Below are 13,396 nucleotides of genomic sequence, written 5' to 3' on the forward strand. Positions count from 1 at the left end.
CAAGCCGGGGCGGCCGGACTGGCAGGATAGAGCCATGCGCATCCTTATCGCCCCGGACAAATTCAAGGGCTCCCTCACCGCCGCCGAAGCCGCCTCCGCCATTGCCGAAGGCGCCCTGCGCGTCTACCCCGACGCCGAAGCCATCCAGTTTCCGGTGGCCGACGGCGGCGAAGGGACCCTCGAGGCGGCCGTCGCGGCCGGCTACGAGGAACGGCTCAACGCCGTCGTGGGCCCCATCCTGGCCCCGATCGGTGCCGCGTGGGCCATCCGCAAGGACGCCTTCGGCGGGGCCACCGCGGTGATCGAAACGGCGCAGGCCTCCGGGCTGGCGCACATGGAGCCCACACCGGCCAACGCCCTGCGCGCCCACAGTTACGGCTGCGGCCAGCTGATCGCCGCCGCGCTGGACGCCGGGGCCACGGAAATCGTCCTTGGCGTGGGCGGTTCGGCCATGAGCGACGGCGGCAGCGGCGCACTCCGGGCCCTCGGCCTCAAGCCTCTGGACGCCGCCGGCAACGTGGTGCCACTTGGCGGCGGGTCGCTCGCCGACGTCGCGTCCGTGGACATCAGCGGCCTGGATCCGCGGCTTTCCGCGGTGAAGTTCAGGATCGCCGTCGACGTGCAGAACCCGCTCTACGGCAGCGACGGCGCGGCGCACGTGTTCGGCCCGCAAAAAGGCGCCGACGCCGATGCGGTGGAGCTGCTCGATGCCGGCCTGCGCAACTGGGCCTCGGTCCTGCGCGAGTCCACGGGCCGGGACGTCAACGTCCCCGGCGCCGGGGCGGCCGGCGGCTTCCCGGCGTCGTTCCTGGCGTTCAGCACCGCCGCCCTGGAGGGCGGGTTCGAGCTGGTGGCCGGACTCACCGGACTTGCCGAGAAACTCGCGGTCGCCGATCTCGTTATCACCGGGGAGGGCTCCATGGACAGCCAGTCGCTGGCCGGGAAGGCGCCGATCGCCCTCGCCGACGCCGCCCACGCCCGCGGCATTCCGGTGATCGCGGTGGCCGGCCGGATCCTCGTCACCCCGGAGGACCTGGCCCGGCACGGAGTGGTGGCCGCGGCCCAGCTGCTGGATGTCGCCGCAAGCCCGGACGACGCCGTCGCCAACGCAGCCAAATACCTGACCTGGGTCACTAGCCAGGTCCTGGAAGGCGCCTGAGGCGCTTAGGACGCTTAGGGCACGCCGGGCCGGTGCCGGGGTGCCGTTCAGGCGCCGGTTTCGTAGTGCGGTTCGGCCACGGGTTTGGACTCGGGCGAGCCCTTCTCGCGCAGGTACACCGAGGCGCCCACCAGGACCGCCACCGCCAGGAATTCACTTTGCCAGTTCTGGAAGGACTCGAACCAGAACCGGCTCGTCGCCAGGTAGCCCAGCACCGTCACTGTCGGCTGTCCGTGCGCCTCCTGATCGCTGTTGTAGTCGTCCGCGCCGCCCACAGCGTGCAGGATGAAGGAGGCCAGGAACAGCAGGAAGAACATGATGGAGAGCGAGTGTTCGTAGAGCTTGAGCACCCAGCCGCCGCGCCGGACAGGCCACGGCGTGGACGCCTTGAGCTTCGCGTGCCGCGGGTCTTCATCCTGCGGGGCGGCCTGGCCCATGGGCTTGGACTCCGAGGACCCCTTCTGGAACAGGAAGACGGTCAGGATGACGTACATGCCCATCTGCAGGAATTCCGATTCCCAGTTCTCGAACGTTGCCTCCAGGAACGAGCCGGTGCCCAGGTACCCCAGGACGCTCACGGCCGGTTCGCCGTGGGCCAGCTGCTCCTCGCTGTAGGTGCTCGCCCCGCTCAGGATCATGCCGCCGAAAAACACAACAAAGAGGCCGATATTGGCCAGCAGCAGTCCGTGTTCCTTGACCCATTTACCCATGGTTCCTCCCGTGCCTGCGCCGCGCCGCTCCTGTGAAAGGCCCGTCATCGGGTGTCCTCCGCACGGCCCTTCCGGCGAAGCGCGGACGGAACCAGGACCAGCAGAAGCACGAGGACGGACAGCAGGCCGAGGCCGGCTATTACGCCGGCCGCCCGGCCGATCGTGACGTCGAAGATCAGGGACGTGGTGCCGACGCTCAGGAGCCCGACGCCGGTCAGGGAGAACTTCGTGATGGTGTCGGCGCTGGCCACCAGGGTGGCCTTCAGGCCCTGCCGGAACAGGCGGCGGTGCACGCTCACGGGCAACAGGATCGTGGCCGTGGTGAGGGCGGCGACAACCACATTGGCGAGGTAGAGGCTGATCTGGTACCCGTCCAGGCTCTGGAAGCGGGACTGGAAAGGAAGGGTCAGCAGGAAGCCGGCGAGAATCTGGACGCCGGTCTGCAGCACGCGCAGTTCCTGCAGCAGTTCCGCCCAGTTGCGGTCCATCCGCTCCGCGCCCGATTCGTCCCTGCCGTCATCCCGTGGTGCCACCGGCCCTGTCATGGGTGCTCCTCAGCATGAAGTCAACCGAACTAACCTGAACCAGCCGCAGCATGCGGCCCGCCCTCAACGTAGGCTTGAACGTTGCCAAAAAACAAGTCGGTACTAAGGTTGCTGACTATTTTGCGGCTATGGTTGAAATTGTTTACTTCACCGGGACGGTTTCGAAGGTCAGCTCAGCACGGGACCGAGGGGCCATCCCTGGACAACCGACACGCTGGGTAGGTGGACTATGAGTGATTCAAGCAAACAGCAGGACCAGCCTCGCGATCCCCGGGCCGGCTACCATGCGGGCCCGTTCCCGGAGCAGGTCCAGAAGCAGCCCGGCCTCACCGCGCCCATGGACCCCAAACCGGACCACGGCGAGGAAAGCTACCGCGGCAGCGGCGCGCTGAACGGCAAAGCGGCCCTCATTACCGGCGGGGACTCCGGAATCGGCAAGGCTGTGGCGATCGCCTTTGCCCGAGAGGGGGCCGACGTCGCGATTTCCTACCTGCCGGCGGAGGAAGCGGACGCGCAGGACACCGCCGCGTGGATCCGGAAGGCGGGCCAGAGGGCACTGCTGCTTCCCGGCGACGGCCGCAGCGAGGACTTCGCGGCGACGATCGTCAACGCTGCGGTGGCCGAGTTCGGCCGGCTTGACGTCCTGGTGCTGAACGCGGCGTATCAGAAGAACCGCGAGAGCTTCGAGTCGCTGCCGACGGAGGAGTTCGACCGGGTCTTCAAGACCAACCTCTATTCGCTGATCTGGACGGCCCGCGCGGCGGTGCCCCATCTCAAGGCCGGCGCCTCCATTATCACCACCGCCTCCATCCAGGCCTTCAAGCCGTCGCCGGAACTCATCGACTACGCCATGACCAAAGCCGCGCAGGTGGCCTTCACCAAGGCCTTGGCGCAGGAACTCGGACCGAAGGGAATCAGGGTCAACGCCGTGGCCCCGGGCCCCATCTGGACGCCGCTCATCCCGGCGACCGAGTGGCCGGACAAGCTCCCGTCCTTCGGCCAGGACACGCCCCTGCAGCGCGCGGGCCAGCCCGCAGAACTCGCGCCGGCGTATGTGCTGCTCGCCTCGGACCACGGCTCCTACATTTCCGGCGCGGTGCTTCCGGTGACCGGCGGCAAGGGCCTCTGACCGGCACACTTCGCACTTCCACATCCCAGCAACGCAGGAGGAACGGCATGACGCAGAACAACCAGCGGAGCCCCATCGAAGAAGCCGGCGGCTACGGGACTCCGACCGTCGAAAAGGAACTGCCGTTCGGCGATGAAAGAACGGTAGCCCAGCCCCGCGAGGAGGAGGCCTTCGACGCCGCCGGGCTGAACCAGGACAATCCCGACGGCGAGACGTATCCGGCTGGAGCGCCGGACCTGAGCCAGTTCGGCACAGAAGACCAGGAAAGTGCAGGAGAGCCGGGCGCAGGACGCTTCGGCGGAACGGAGGAACAGATGAGTTCAGAGAACGCCAGCACCGGAACCGGTTTCGAGGCAGAGAGCCGCGACGCCGAGGTGCCCTCGACCGACGCCGAGATGGACGCATCCAACACCGAGGAGCCCGACGCCGGCCGGCCGTTCTCCTCGGAGTCCGGCCAGGATGCGGCCGGACTGCCCGACGGTTCCGGCACGGACCTGCCGAACACGAAGTCCCCGGACGGCAGGGACAAGGAGCCGTTCGACGCCGGCTAAACCGCCGGCGGAACTCTCACGGGCAGGCCGCCGGACGCGGCGAAGGCCGGCGTCCTGCCACTTCACGGCCGGACGCCGGCCTTTCGGTTCGACGTTGGTTGAGAACGGCGGCCGGTTGGGTTGAACTGCGGCCGGACGGGGCTGCGTCTAGCGGCGTTTCTTCGGGGCGCGCTTCGCAGCAGCCCGGACAGCCGCCGTCACGGCCGCGAGCGGAGCCGGCTCTTCGGTTTCGGGCTCCGCCACCGTGCCGCGGGCCTTCGCGATCGCCTTCATGCCGTGGTAGATCACCAGGGCCGCGGCCGAGCCCAGCGCGATCCCGGTGAACTTCAGGTCACCGATGGTCCAGGTGTAGTCGGCGATTCCGACGATGAGGGCGACGGCGGCCGTGGTCAGGTTGATCGAGTTGGAGAAATTCACCTTGTTCTGGACCCAGATTTTCACGCCCAGCACGCCGATCATGCCGTACAGCATCGTGGCCGCGCCACCGAGGACGCCGGCGGGGACAGTGGCAATGAGCTCGCCGAACTTCGGCGAGAAGCTCAGCACCACTGCGAAGACGCCGGCCACCCAGTACGCCGCCGTGGAGTACACCTTGGTGGCGGCCATGACGCCGATGTTCTCGGCGTACGTGGTGGTCCCGGACCCGCCGCCAAGTCCGGCAAGCATGGTGGCGGCACCGTCGGCCAGCAGCGCCCGGCCGGACACGCCGTCGAGGTTCTGGCCGGTCATGGCCGACACGGACTTCACATGGCCGATGTTCTCCGCCACCAGCACCAGCACCACCGGTACGAAGAGGCCCACCACGCCGAGGTGGAACTCGGGGGTCTGGAAGTGCGGCAGGCCAACCCACGCGGCACCGTCCATTTTGGAGAAGTCCACCTCGCCCCGGATCATGGCAACAAGGTAGCCGGCCAGGACGCCCACCAGGATGCTCAGCCGTCCCAGCATGCCGCGGAACAGCACGCTGACCACGATGATGATGGCCAGCGTGATGAAGGCGGTCACCGGGGCCTTGTCGAAGTTTGCCTTCGCGGCGGGCGCCAGGTTCAGCCCGATCAAAGCCACGATTGCACCGGTCACGATCGGCGGCATGACCCGGTTGATCCAGCCGGCGCCGAACTTCTGCACCACGGCGCCGACGACGGCGAGGGTCGCGCCGGCCAGCACCACCCCGCCCAGCGCCCCGGGGATGCCGAACTGCTGCTGGGAGGCCATGATCGGTGCGATGAACGCGAAGCTGGAACCAAGGTAGCTCGGCACCCGGCCCTGCGTGATGACCAGGAACAGCAGGGTGCCGATGCCGGAGAAGAACAGCGTGGTGGCCGGCGGCATGCCCGTGATGATCGGGACCAGGAAGGTGGCGCCGAACATGGCCACCACGTGCTGCATCCCGATCCCGATGGTCAGCGGCCAGGTGAGCCGCTCATCCGGCCTGACGACCTCACCGGGACGGACGGACTTGCCGTTGCCGTGGAGCTTCCATTTGGTGCCGAGCATGCTCATGCCGGAGCCTTTCAGAGAAATGTGGGGCGGGGCGGGGAAGGAATCTTCCCGAGCAATTTTACCGCGCAGGCCGGGCACGCCCGGCGCCGGGACAGGTCCGGCAGTGGGGATGAGGAGTGGCCGTCGGCGCCCGTTGCGTTTTCCGGACGGCCGGGCCATACTCCGGGAATGCCGGTGGAAGGATTGTCGGGTGATGTCAGCGGACTTCGGCTCCCAGATTGACCGACTGGCCCGGGCGGGCCGCGACGAGCTCATCCGGCTCCGCCACTGGGTCCACCAGCATCCCGAGCTCTCCAACCGGGAGAATGCGACCGCCGCCCTGGTCGCTGAACACCTCCGCTGGATCGGTCTCGACGAGGTCCGTACGGGCATCGCCGGACACGGCGTCGTCGGAGTCCTTCGCGGTGGTTTGCCGGGGGAGAGGGTCGCGGCCCTGCGGGCGGACATGGATGCGCTCCCGGTGGCCGAGGCGTCGGGCGTGGAGTTTGCGTCGACGACCGTGGACGAGAGCTATCCCGGCGGGCCCTTCCCGGTCGCGCACGCGTGCGGCCATGACTGTCACACCGCGGTTGTCCTTGCAGCGGCAGGGGTGCTGGCGGACATGCGCGATCGGCTGCCCGGTACTGTACTGTTCATTTTCCAGCCCGCCGAGGAGGGGCCGCCGCTGGATGAGACCGGCGGAGCCCGCGCCATGCTCACGGCGGGAGCCCTGGCCGACCCCGAGCCGACCATGGTTTTCGGCATGCACGTCGGGCCGCTGCCCGCTGGGGTCGTCGGCTACCGTGCCGGAATCTCATATGCGGCATCTTGCGTCGTGCGGGTCACCGTCACGGGAAGGCAGGTGCACGGCTCCACCCCGTGGATGGGGATTGACCCGATGCCGGCGGCCGCAGGCATCGTCGGCGGAGTCGGCGAGCTCTACCGGCAGGTTCCCGCGCAGCACGCGACATCCGTCAGCATCGGCCACGTCCAGGACGTCGGCCGGTTCAACATCATCGGGCAGACCGTCAGCCTCTTCGGAACCATACGCTGCACCGTCGATGCCGACATGGGCGTGGTCCAGCAGGGGATGCGCCGGCTGGCCATCCACCAGGCGGAAGCCTTCGGCTGCACGGCCGACGTTGAGTTCCTGCAATCTGTTCCGGGAGTCATCAACCGGCCGGAGTGGATTGATGCAATCCTGCCCGCCCTCGGCAGGATTGTCGGCCCGGAGAGGATCGTCGAAGTGCCCGTGACGCTTGGCTATGACGACGTGTCGGAGTTCGTCAACGCCTACGGCGGCGCGTACCTCAGCTACGGGGCCCAGGACACCCGGATCGACGGTGATCAGCTGCGGCCCGTGGAGGGCGGCCGCGGGCTGTTCCCCAATCACAGCCCCGGGTTTTATGCGGACGACGACTGCCTGGTTGACGCAGTCCGGGTCCACGCGGGCCTCGCCGCCGGCCATCTCGCCGGAGAGATCACCGTTCGCTAAGAGGCCGCCGCTTGCTCCTGCCTGGCCTGATGGGTCTTTGCGCTTGGGACCACGCCGCCCGCTCCCGCTGTGGGCGACGTCACCCTGCGCGCCGGGAAGCAGGCGCCCCGGACCTCCGTTGCACCTAGGGACAGCAGAAATGCCCGCCGCCGGACGGTGAGCAGGCCCAGCGAAAGGGATGCGAATGACAATCGCCCATGAAGAAGCAGTAATCGACGCCGCAGCGGTGGACGCCATCTTTGCCGAGGCCCGCACGGCGAACGCCTTCACCGGCGACGTCACCGACGAGCAGGCCCGCGCCATCTACGAACTGACCAAGTTCGGACCCACCGCCTTCAACTCCCAGCCGCTGCGCGTCACCTATGTGCGCTCGGACGACGCCCGGGCCACGCTCGTAGACGCACTTTCCGCCGGAAACCGCGCCAAGACGGCATCCGCGCCACTCGTCGCCGTGCTGAGCTATGACACCGCCTGGCAGGACCAGTGGGACAACTTCCTCCCCGGCTACAACGCCCCCAAGGCCATGTACGACGCCGCTCCGGACCTGGCCGCCGCCACCGGCAACAACAACGCCCACCTGCAGGCCGGCTACTTCATCCTCGCCGTGCGCTCCCTCGGCCTCGCCGCCGGTCCCATGACGGGCGCGGATTTCGCCGCCATCGACGCCGCATTCTTCCCCGATGGAAGCCAGAAGAGCTTCCTGGTGGTCAACATCGGCCAGCCCGGGGCAGACGCCTGGGGCGCGGCCAAGCCGAAGTTCGCCTACGAGGACGTCGTCCGCACCGTCTAAGGGCATCCGTCGCCGTTCCGTGCCAAGTCAGGTGCCGCTGCCTCCGGCAGGGTCGTTCCGCGGAGGTGCCTCCGGCGGGGTGGTTCCGCGGAGGTGCCTCCGGCACCATGGGGGACAGGCCGGAGGCACACGGGCTGCGATTCTGCGGTTCAGCGCATGGCCCGCATCCAGGGCCACTTCCCATTTTAGTCCGCTCACGGGTCGCCGGCGCGGTGCATTCCCGCCCGCCCGGCCGGCCTGTCCCTGGACCGTTCACCGGTGGTTGGGCCCGCGGCGTGGCACACTTTTCCCATGCGGAACCTGATCGCCGTGGCCTTCGTGGAGCCGGTAACCGAGGGGCTCGAGTTTCCCCGTGATGACTGGCCGCTGCACATCACCCTGGTGAAGTTCGACGTCGCCGAACCCCGTCAGGAGGCCGGCGAACCAGCCGGCGTGCCGGCCGAAACCACTTCGGACGCTGCGGCAGCCGAGCCGGCGCCCGAACCCGCCGACGGATCAAGCGCAGCGCCCGGCCCGGGTGATCCCCTGGCCGGGAAGATCGCCGCGCTCATGGCGGAGCCTGTGGCCGCGGCCCTGGGCAGCCAGGTGATCGTGGGCGGCGAAGCGGGGTTCGGGCGGGCTGGGTCCATCCCGGTCAACCTGATTGAACCGAGCGAGCAGCTGCAATCCCTCCACAACGCGCTGGTCAGGATCGTGCAGGAGCTGCCCGGCAGGATTCCCACGCTCGCCTACACCCTCGAAGGGTTCCGGCCGCATGTCTCCCACCACGGCGACAAGCGGCTCCACCCGGGCGACGCCGTCGCGCTGGACCGGATTGCACTGGTGGACATGGCACCCGACGGCGGCCACGCCACGCGGCGGATCCTCAAGCTGTGGACCCAGCGCCCGGCATAAGCGCCGGGACGTTAACCGAACAGAGAACCCGGAACGAGGAACAGCGCGTCATATCGCGGGCGGCCGCGATGCATTCCAGCCGGTGGGTGCCATACTTGGGTCAACTTCAGTGACGAAGCTGCGCATAGCGGGCAAGATTACTGGCGGACCGGGGGGCCACTACATGATGCTTGACACCGCGACACTTCGGGTCGCTCTGGCGTTGGTCGACCTCACGCTGCTCATGCTGTTCTACTTCATCACCTACCGGCGCACCCGGTCCGCCTACAGCGGCTGGTGGTGCACGGCCCTGCTGCTGTTCCTCGCGGGAAACGCCGCATACTTGCTGGACGGGACGGTGCACCAGGTCTGGGCGAACCCGTCCGGCAACGTCCTGCTGGTCGCCGGCGCGGCCAGCATCTGGGCCGGTTCCCGGTCGCTGCGGGCCCCCTCACCCCGGCTCCTGTACCTCGCGGCCGGCCCCGCTGCCACCGCCGTCGTGTCATTTCTGGATCACCCGGCCACCAACATCTGGGCGGGAGGCCCGGTGTATCTGGCGTTCATGGCCGCGTTGATCGGGCTGGGTTCCCGCGAGCTGTTCCTGCTTGAGCGCGACTACTCGCGCGTGCACCGTCCCCTGGCCATGGGCGCCGGCATCCTGGCCGCCTTCTACGTGGGCCGCCTCGGCGCCTTTCTGACGGACGGGCCGGACGGGCCGGTCTTCACGTCCTTCTTCGGGTCGGCTCCCATGACCGTTTTCTCGACCATAACGCTCGTGGTCGCGTCCTTCACGATGGCCGAGCTGAGCTACGAGCAGCAGACCCGTGATCTCCGCGCCCGGGCCACCGTGGACGGCCTCACGGGCCTGCTCAACCGCTCGGCCTTCCTGGATCTCGCCGAGAACGAGCTGGGCCGCCTGCACCGGACCGGAACCACGGCATCGCTCATCCTCGCGGACCTGGACCATTTCAAGTCCATCAACGACGAGTTCGGCCACTCCGCCGGGGACGCCGCACTGCAGGCGTTTGCCCGGGCCTGCGTCAAGGCTGTCCGCTCCACCGACCTCGTGGGCCGCTACGGTGGCGAGGAATTCATCGTCCTGCTGCCGGGCGTCACGCCGGAACGGGCGCAGGAAATCGCGGCCGACATCAGCAGCCGGCTCCAGCAGTCCGGGTCCGACGTCATTCCCCGTTTGCCCACCGTGAGCTACGGCATCGCGGCCACCGATGACGCAGCGGGCGGCCTCGACGCAGTGGTGGCCTCGGCCGACGCGGCCCTCTACCAGGCAAAGACGCTTGGCAGGGACCGCGCCGTGTTGGCCGTCAGCGGGGGAAACTAGGAAATAACCCCGTCCACCAGCGCCTTCGCCTCGGCCTGGACCTGCTTGAGGTGCTCGGCACCCTTGAAGGACTCGGCGTAGATCTTGTAGACATCTTCCGTACCGGAGGGCCGTGCCGCGAACCACGCGTTTTCGGTGACCACCTTCAGGCCGCCGATCGCGGCGCCGTTGCCCGGCGCCTCGGTCAGCTTGGCGGTGATCGTTTCGCCGGCCAGTTCGGTCGCGGTGACGTCCGACGGCGAGAGCTTGCCCAGCGCCGCCTTCTGCTCACGAGTGGCGGCGGCATCGATCCGGGCATACACGGGGTCGCCGAACTGGTCCGTGAGGCCCTTGTACAGCTGTGAGGGCGACTTGCCCGTGACGGCCGTGATCTCCGAGGCGAGCAGCGCCAGCAGGATGCCGTCCTTGTCCGTGGTCCAGACACTGCCGTCCATCTTGTTAAAGGACGCGCCCGCGGATTCCTCGCCGCCGAAAGCGCCCTCGCCGGACAGCAGGCCGGGCACGAACCACTTGAAGCCCACGGGAACCTCCACGAGCTTGCGGCCCAGGCTCTGGGCCACGCGGTCGATGATCGAGGAGGACACGAGGGTCTTGCCGATCACGGACTGCGGGTTCCAGCCTGTGCGATGCCGGTAGAGGTAGTCGATGGCGACGGCGAGGTAGTGGTTGGGGTTCATCAGTCCCCCTTGTCCATCAACAAAAGGTGTAACGATCCCGTGCCTGTCGGCGTCGGCGTCGTTGCCGGTGGCGACGTCGAACTTCGCCCCTTCGGACATCCTGTTGATCAGCGACGCCATCGCGGACGGCGAGGAGCAGTCCATCCGGATTTTCTCGTCCCAGTCCAGGGTCATGAAGGCCCACTGCGGGTCAACGGTCGGGTTCACGACCGTGAGGTTCAGGTGGTGGCGTTCGCCGATCTCGCCCCAGTAGTCCACGGACGCCCCGCCCATGGGATCCGCGCCGATCCGGACGCCGGCCTCGCGGATCGCGTTCAGGTCCAGCACCGAGGGGAGGTCGTCCACGTAGCTGCTGAGGAAGTCGAACTTTCCTGTGGTCCCTGCGGCGAGGGCGTCGGCGACGGGGATCCGCTTGACGCCGCGCAGGCCGTTCTCGAGGAGCTCGTTGGCGCGGTTGGCGATCCAGCCGGTGGCGTCAGTGTCAGCCGGGCCGCCGTGCGGGGGGTTGTACTTGAATCCGCCGTCGCCGGGAGGGTTGTGGCTGGGGGTCACCACGATCCCGTCGGCCTGCGGCGCGCCGGGGGCGGCCTTGCGGTTGTGCGTCAGGATGGCGTGGCTCAGGGCAGGCGTGGGCGTGTAGCCGTGCCGGGCGTCGATGAGGACATGTACGCCGTTGGCCGCCAGCACCTCGAGCGCAGAGTTTTGCGCCGGTTCGCTCAGGCCGTGAGTGTCCTTCGCCATGTAGAGGGGTCCGGTGATGCCCTGGCCCGCCCGGTATTCCACGATCGCCTGCGTGATGGCGAGGATATGGGGTTCGTTGAAAGATGCCTTCAGGCTCGATCCCCGGTGCCCGGAGGTGCCGAAGGCCACCCGCTGGCCCGGGTCCGTAAGGTCCGGCGAAACGTCGTAGTACGCATCCAGGAGCGCAGTGAGGTCAACAAGGTCTTGGGGTTGGGCAACTGTGCCCGCGCGGCTAGCCATGGCACCAGCATGCCAGACGACGGCGGCGCACAACACGGTTTCGCGTCAAACCCGGTCCTGTGACGCAACAAAGCCGCAGATCGGGCCGGTCCCATCCCCACCCGGCGGCGGTACTCTGGACCCAGAGACTTCTCTGAGGGGACATGCCATGACTGAACAGCCACAACAAGGGAAAAACGAGCAAGGCAAAGACCAGATGCCTGAGGGCTACCAGCCGACGCTGCGCCTCCCGGACCACCAGCCGGGGGTTTCGCCGCAGCAGGCACCTCCCGCCAACCAGAAACCCAGCCAGGACTCCGGCCCGTCGGCGACGCAGCAGCCCGAGCATGGTCAGTTCTCAAGCCCCTACCCCCCGATCTACGGCGAGTCCGGCCGGACGCCATATGCTTCCGGCCAAGCCGGTTACGGCCAGGCCTCCCAGCCGTACGGACAGCCGGGCCAGCAGTACGGCCAGCAGTACGGCCAGCCGGGGAGTCCCAACGCCTACGGCCAGCCCGCCTACTATGGCGTGCCGGCGGCGCCCAAGACGTTGAGCATCGCCAGCATGTGCTGCGGCATCGCCGCGCTGGTGGGATTCGGGTTCTTCCTGCTCCCGCAATTGGCCGCGGTCATCCTGGGGCACCTGGCCCTGCGGCGCGAACCGGCCGGCCGGGGCATGGCGATCGCCGGCCTGGTGATGGGATACGTGGGCATCGCCATCACCATTCTCTTGCTGGTGATCTTCGGGCTGGTCATCGGCGCCGCCCGAAACAGCGGCTACGGAGTCTAGGACAGCGTGGCGGCCCAGCCGGTCAGCGTGTCAGCGCCGCCACGAGCGGCTGGACGTTCGCTTCCAGCCAGGCGCGCCGGCGGCTGATGAGGCCGCCCACGCCGTCCTGCCACATCCGGGCCCATCCGCCGCCCAAGGTCGCGGCGTTGTGCCGCATCCGCTCGCAACTCAGCGCTGCGGCCTCGATCCCGGCATCCGGCACGCGGCGTCGTTCCTGCTCCGTCCAGCCGTAGGCGTCAGCGAAGATGCGCAGCCGGCGGAACGGGTCCCGGTCCTCCCAGCCCGGCCACGCGTCGGCGGGGTCGCGGAGCGGCACCCAGTGCATGGCGGTGTTGAACGAATCGTGCAGCGCGGTGGAGGGCCCCGCGAGATCAAAATCCACCAGCCCGGCGGCCAGGCCGTCCCGGACCACCACATTTTGCGGTGTGACGTCCAGATGGCAGATGAGTCCGGCGGCATCGGTGGGGTTCGGCCGGACCGGCCGGCGCGGAAACGGACTGCGCGGGAACGGGTGGGCGTGCGGCACGAAGCCAGCCGACGCGGTGTGCAGCCGCCGCACGAGGCGCGCCACGGAGACCAACAGGTCCTCGGACTGCACCCAGGATTCCGGCCGGGCCTCTGCACACTGTCCGGGCACAAAGGTCAGGACGTCCCGGCCCTGCGTGTCGCGGCCGAGGAAGCGCGGGGAACCTTCAAAACCGGCGTCCTCCAGCCAGTCCAGGTACTCGCCCACGGCGAGCGATTGCGGCTGGTGCGGGCGGCGGATGGTTCCGCCAACCCGCACCACACTTTCGGTGACATCGCCCGCCGGCATAAGTTCGACGTCGGACGCCTCGCCGGGGGCGGGGGTGTAGACGCGCGAAGCAACCGGAACGCGATGTGCGGGGTTCATCGGG

At 68.4% G+C, this 13,396-nt stretch carries 13 protein-coding genes; 8 read left to right on the forward strand and 5 right to left on the reverse strand.

All coding sequences use genetic code 11. From position 1 onward, the window contains the following. Positions 1-34 precede the first annotated feature (34 nt). On the forward strand, positions 35-1,159 hold the full coding sequence (locus LDO15_RS01140; protein ID WP_223983093.1) for a glycerate kinase: 1,125 nt from the start codon (positions 35-37) through the stop codon (positions 1,157-1,159). Between the two features lie 47 nt (positions 1,160-1,206). On the opposite strand, the gene LDO15_RS01145 is transcribed toward LDO15_RS01140, so the two are convergent. Both LDO15_RS01145 and LDO15_RS01150 read right to left on the reverse strand, forming a co-directional pair. Beyond that, positions 1,207-1,917, reverse strand: coding sequence for a DUF6766 family protein (locus LDO15_RS01145; RefSeq protein ID WP_346655976.1), 711 nt, complete (start codon positions 1,915-1,917; stop codon positions 1,207-1,209). After that, entirely contained in the window at positions 1,914-2,414 is a 501-nt protein-coding gene (locus LDO15_RS01150; RefSeq protein WP_223983096.1) for a DUF6328 family protein, read from the reverse strand. The genes LDO15_RS01145 and LDO15_RS01150 overlap by 4 nt, the downstream gene beginning before the upstream one ends. A 229-nt stretch (positions 2,415-2,643) precedes the next feature. Here LDO15_RS01150 and LDO15_RS01155 point away from each other — a divergent pair, with 229 nt between their 5' ends. Together LDO15_RS01155 and LDO15_RS01160 are read left to right on the forward strand one after the other, a co-directional pair. Next, the gene (locus LDO15_RS01155) at positions 2,644-3,543 is read left to right on the forward strand and encodes an SDR family oxidoreductase (protein WP_223983099.1); all 900 of its coding nucleotides are present in this window, start codon (positions 2,644-2,646) and stop codon (positions 3,541-3,543) included. A gap of 47 nt (positions 3,544-3,590) precedes the next feature. Further along, positions 3,591-4,094, forward strand: a complete 504-nt coding sequence (locus LDO15_RS01160) for a hypothetical protein (RefSeq protein ID WP_223983102.1) — start codon at positions 3,591-3,593, stop codon at positions 4,092-4,094. 147 nt (positions 4,095-4,241) lie between these two features. Here LDO15_RS01160 and LDO15_RS01165 read toward each other — a convergent pair whose 3' ends face one another. Next, positions 4,242-5,597: a solute carrier family 23 protein gene (locus tag LDO15_RS01165; RefSeq protein WP_223983105.1), complete on the reverse strand. Its 1,356-nt coding sequence runs from the start codon at positions 5,595-5,597 to the stop codon at positions 4,242-4,244. Positions 5,598-5,790: 193 nt separating this feature from the next. Between LDO15_RS01165 and LDO15_RS01170 the strand changes: the two genes are divergently transcribed. The 4 genes from LDO15_RS01170 to LDO15_RS01185 all read left to right on the forward strand — a co-directional run bounded on the left by LDO15_RS01170 (position 5,791) and on the right by LDO15_RS01185 (position 10,073). Next, positions 5,791-7,071: an amidohydrolase gene (locus tag LDO15_RS01170; protein WP_223987669.1), complete on the forward strand. Its 1,281-nt coding sequence runs from the start codon at positions 5,791-5,793 to the stop codon at positions 7,069-7,071. A 184-nt stretch (positions 7,072-7,255) separates the two neighbouring features. Beyond that, positions 7,256-7,861, forward strand: coding sequence for a malonic semialdehyde reductase (locus LDO15_RS01175; protein ID WP_223983108.1), 606 nt, complete (start codon positions 7,256-7,258; stop codon positions 7,859-7,861). Positions 7,862-8,152: 291 nt separating this feature from the next. Beyond that, entirely contained in the window at positions 8,153-8,755 is a 603-nt protein-coding gene (locus tag LDO15_RS01180; protein ID WP_223983111.1) for a 2'-5' RNA ligase family protein, read from the forward strand. A gap of 163 nt (positions 8,756-8,918) precedes the next feature. After that, positions 8,919-10,073: a GGDEF domain-containing protein gene (locus tag LDO15_RS01185; RefSeq protein ID WP_223983114.1), complete on the forward strand. Its 1,155-nt coding sequence runs from the start codon at positions 8,919-8,921 to the stop codon at positions 10,071-10,073. Here the strand turns inward: LDO15_RS01185 and pgm are convergent. Continuing rightward, complete coding sequence (gene pgm / locus LDO15_RS01190) at positions 10,070-11,731, reverse strand: phosphoglucomutase (alpha-D-glucose-1,6-bisphosphate-dependent) (protein ID WP_223983117.1); 1,662 nt, start codon at positions 11,729-11,731, stop codon at positions 10,070-10,072. The two genes, LDO15_RS01185 and pgm, sit on opposite strands and share 4 nt — an antisense overlap. 148 nt (positions 11,732-11,879) lie before the next feature. On the opposite strand from pgm, the gene LDO15_RS01195 reads away from it, so the two are divergent. Continuing rightward, positions 11,880-12,500, forward strand: coding sequence for a DUF4190 domain-containing protein (locus LDO15_RS01195; RefSeq protein WP_223983120.1), 621 nt, complete (start codon positions 11,880-11,882; stop codon positions 12,498-12,500). 22 nt (positions 12,501-12,522) lie between these two features. Here LDO15_RS01195 and LDO15_RS01200 read toward each other — a convergent pair whose 3' ends face one another. Next, positions 12,523-13,392 (reverse strand): phosphotransferase, encoded by an 870-nt coding sequence (locus LDO15_RS01200; protein ID WP_223983123.1) that lies wholly within the window; start codon positions 13,390-13,392, stop codon positions 12,523-12,525. Between the last annotated feature and the right edge of the window lie 4 nt (positions 13,393-13,396).

This window comes from Arthrobacter sp. NicSoilB8, assembly GCF_019977355.1.
In the GTDB taxonomy this organism is placed as follows: Bacteria; Actinomycetota; Actinomycetes; order Actinomycetales; family Micrococcaceae; genus Arthrobacter.

Excerpts from the sequence above, each read along its gene's own strand:
- LDO15_RS01140 (WP_223983093.1), top strand. The coding sequence starts at position 35 with ATGCGCATCCTTATCGCCCCGGACAAATTCAAGGGCTCCCTCACCGCC.
- LDO15_RS01145 (WP_346655976.1), bottom strand. The coding sequence starts at position 1,917 with ATGACGGGCCTTTCACAGGAGCGGCGCGGCGCAGGCACGGGAGGAACC.
- LDO15_RS01150 (WP_223983096.1), bottom strand. The coding sequence starts at position 2,414 with ATGACAGGGCCGGTGGCACCACGGGATGACGGCAGGGACGAATCGGGC.
- LDO15_RS01155 (WP_223983099.1), top strand. The coding sequence starts at position 2,644 with ATGAGTGATTCAAGCAAACAGCAGGACCAGCCTCGCGATCCCCGGGCC.
- LDO15_RS01160 (WP_223983102.1), top strand. The coding sequence starts at position 3,591 with ATGACGCAGAACAACCAGCGGAGCCCCATCGAAGAAGCCGGCGGCTAC.
- LDO15_RS01165 (WP_223983105.1), bottom strand. The coding sequence starts at position 5,597 with ATGAGCATGCTCGGCACCAAATGGAAGCTCCACGGCAACGGCAAGTCC.
- LDO15_RS01170 (WP_223987669.1), top strand. The coding sequence starts at position 5,791 with ATGTCAGCGGACTTCGGCTCCCAGATTGACCGACTGGCCCGGGCGGGC.
- LDO15_RS01175 (WP_223983108.1), top strand. The coding sequence starts at position 7,256 with ATGACAATCGCCCATGAAGAAGCAGTAATCGACGCCGCAGCGGTGGAC.
- LDO15_RS01180 (WP_223983111.1), top strand. The coding sequence starts at position 8,153 with ATGCGGAACCTGATCGCCGTGGCCTTCGTGGAGCCGGTAACCGAGGGG.
- LDO15_RS01185 (WP_223983114.1), top strand. The coding sequence starts at position 8,919 with ATGATGCTTGACACCGCGACACTTCGGGTCGCTCTGGCGTTGGTCGAC.
- pgm (WP_223983117.1), bottom strand. The coding sequence starts at position 11,731 with ATGGCTAGCCGCGCGGGCACAGTTGCCCAACCCCAAGACCTTGTTGAC.
- LDO15_RS01195 (WP_223983120.1), top strand. The coding sequence starts at position 11,880 with ATGACTGAACAGCCACAACAAGGGAAAAACGAGCAAGGCAAAGACCAG.
- LDO15_RS01200 (WP_223983123.1), bottom strand. The coding sequence starts at position 13,392 with ATGAACCCCGCACATCGCGTTCCGGTTGCTTCGCGCGTCTACACCCCC.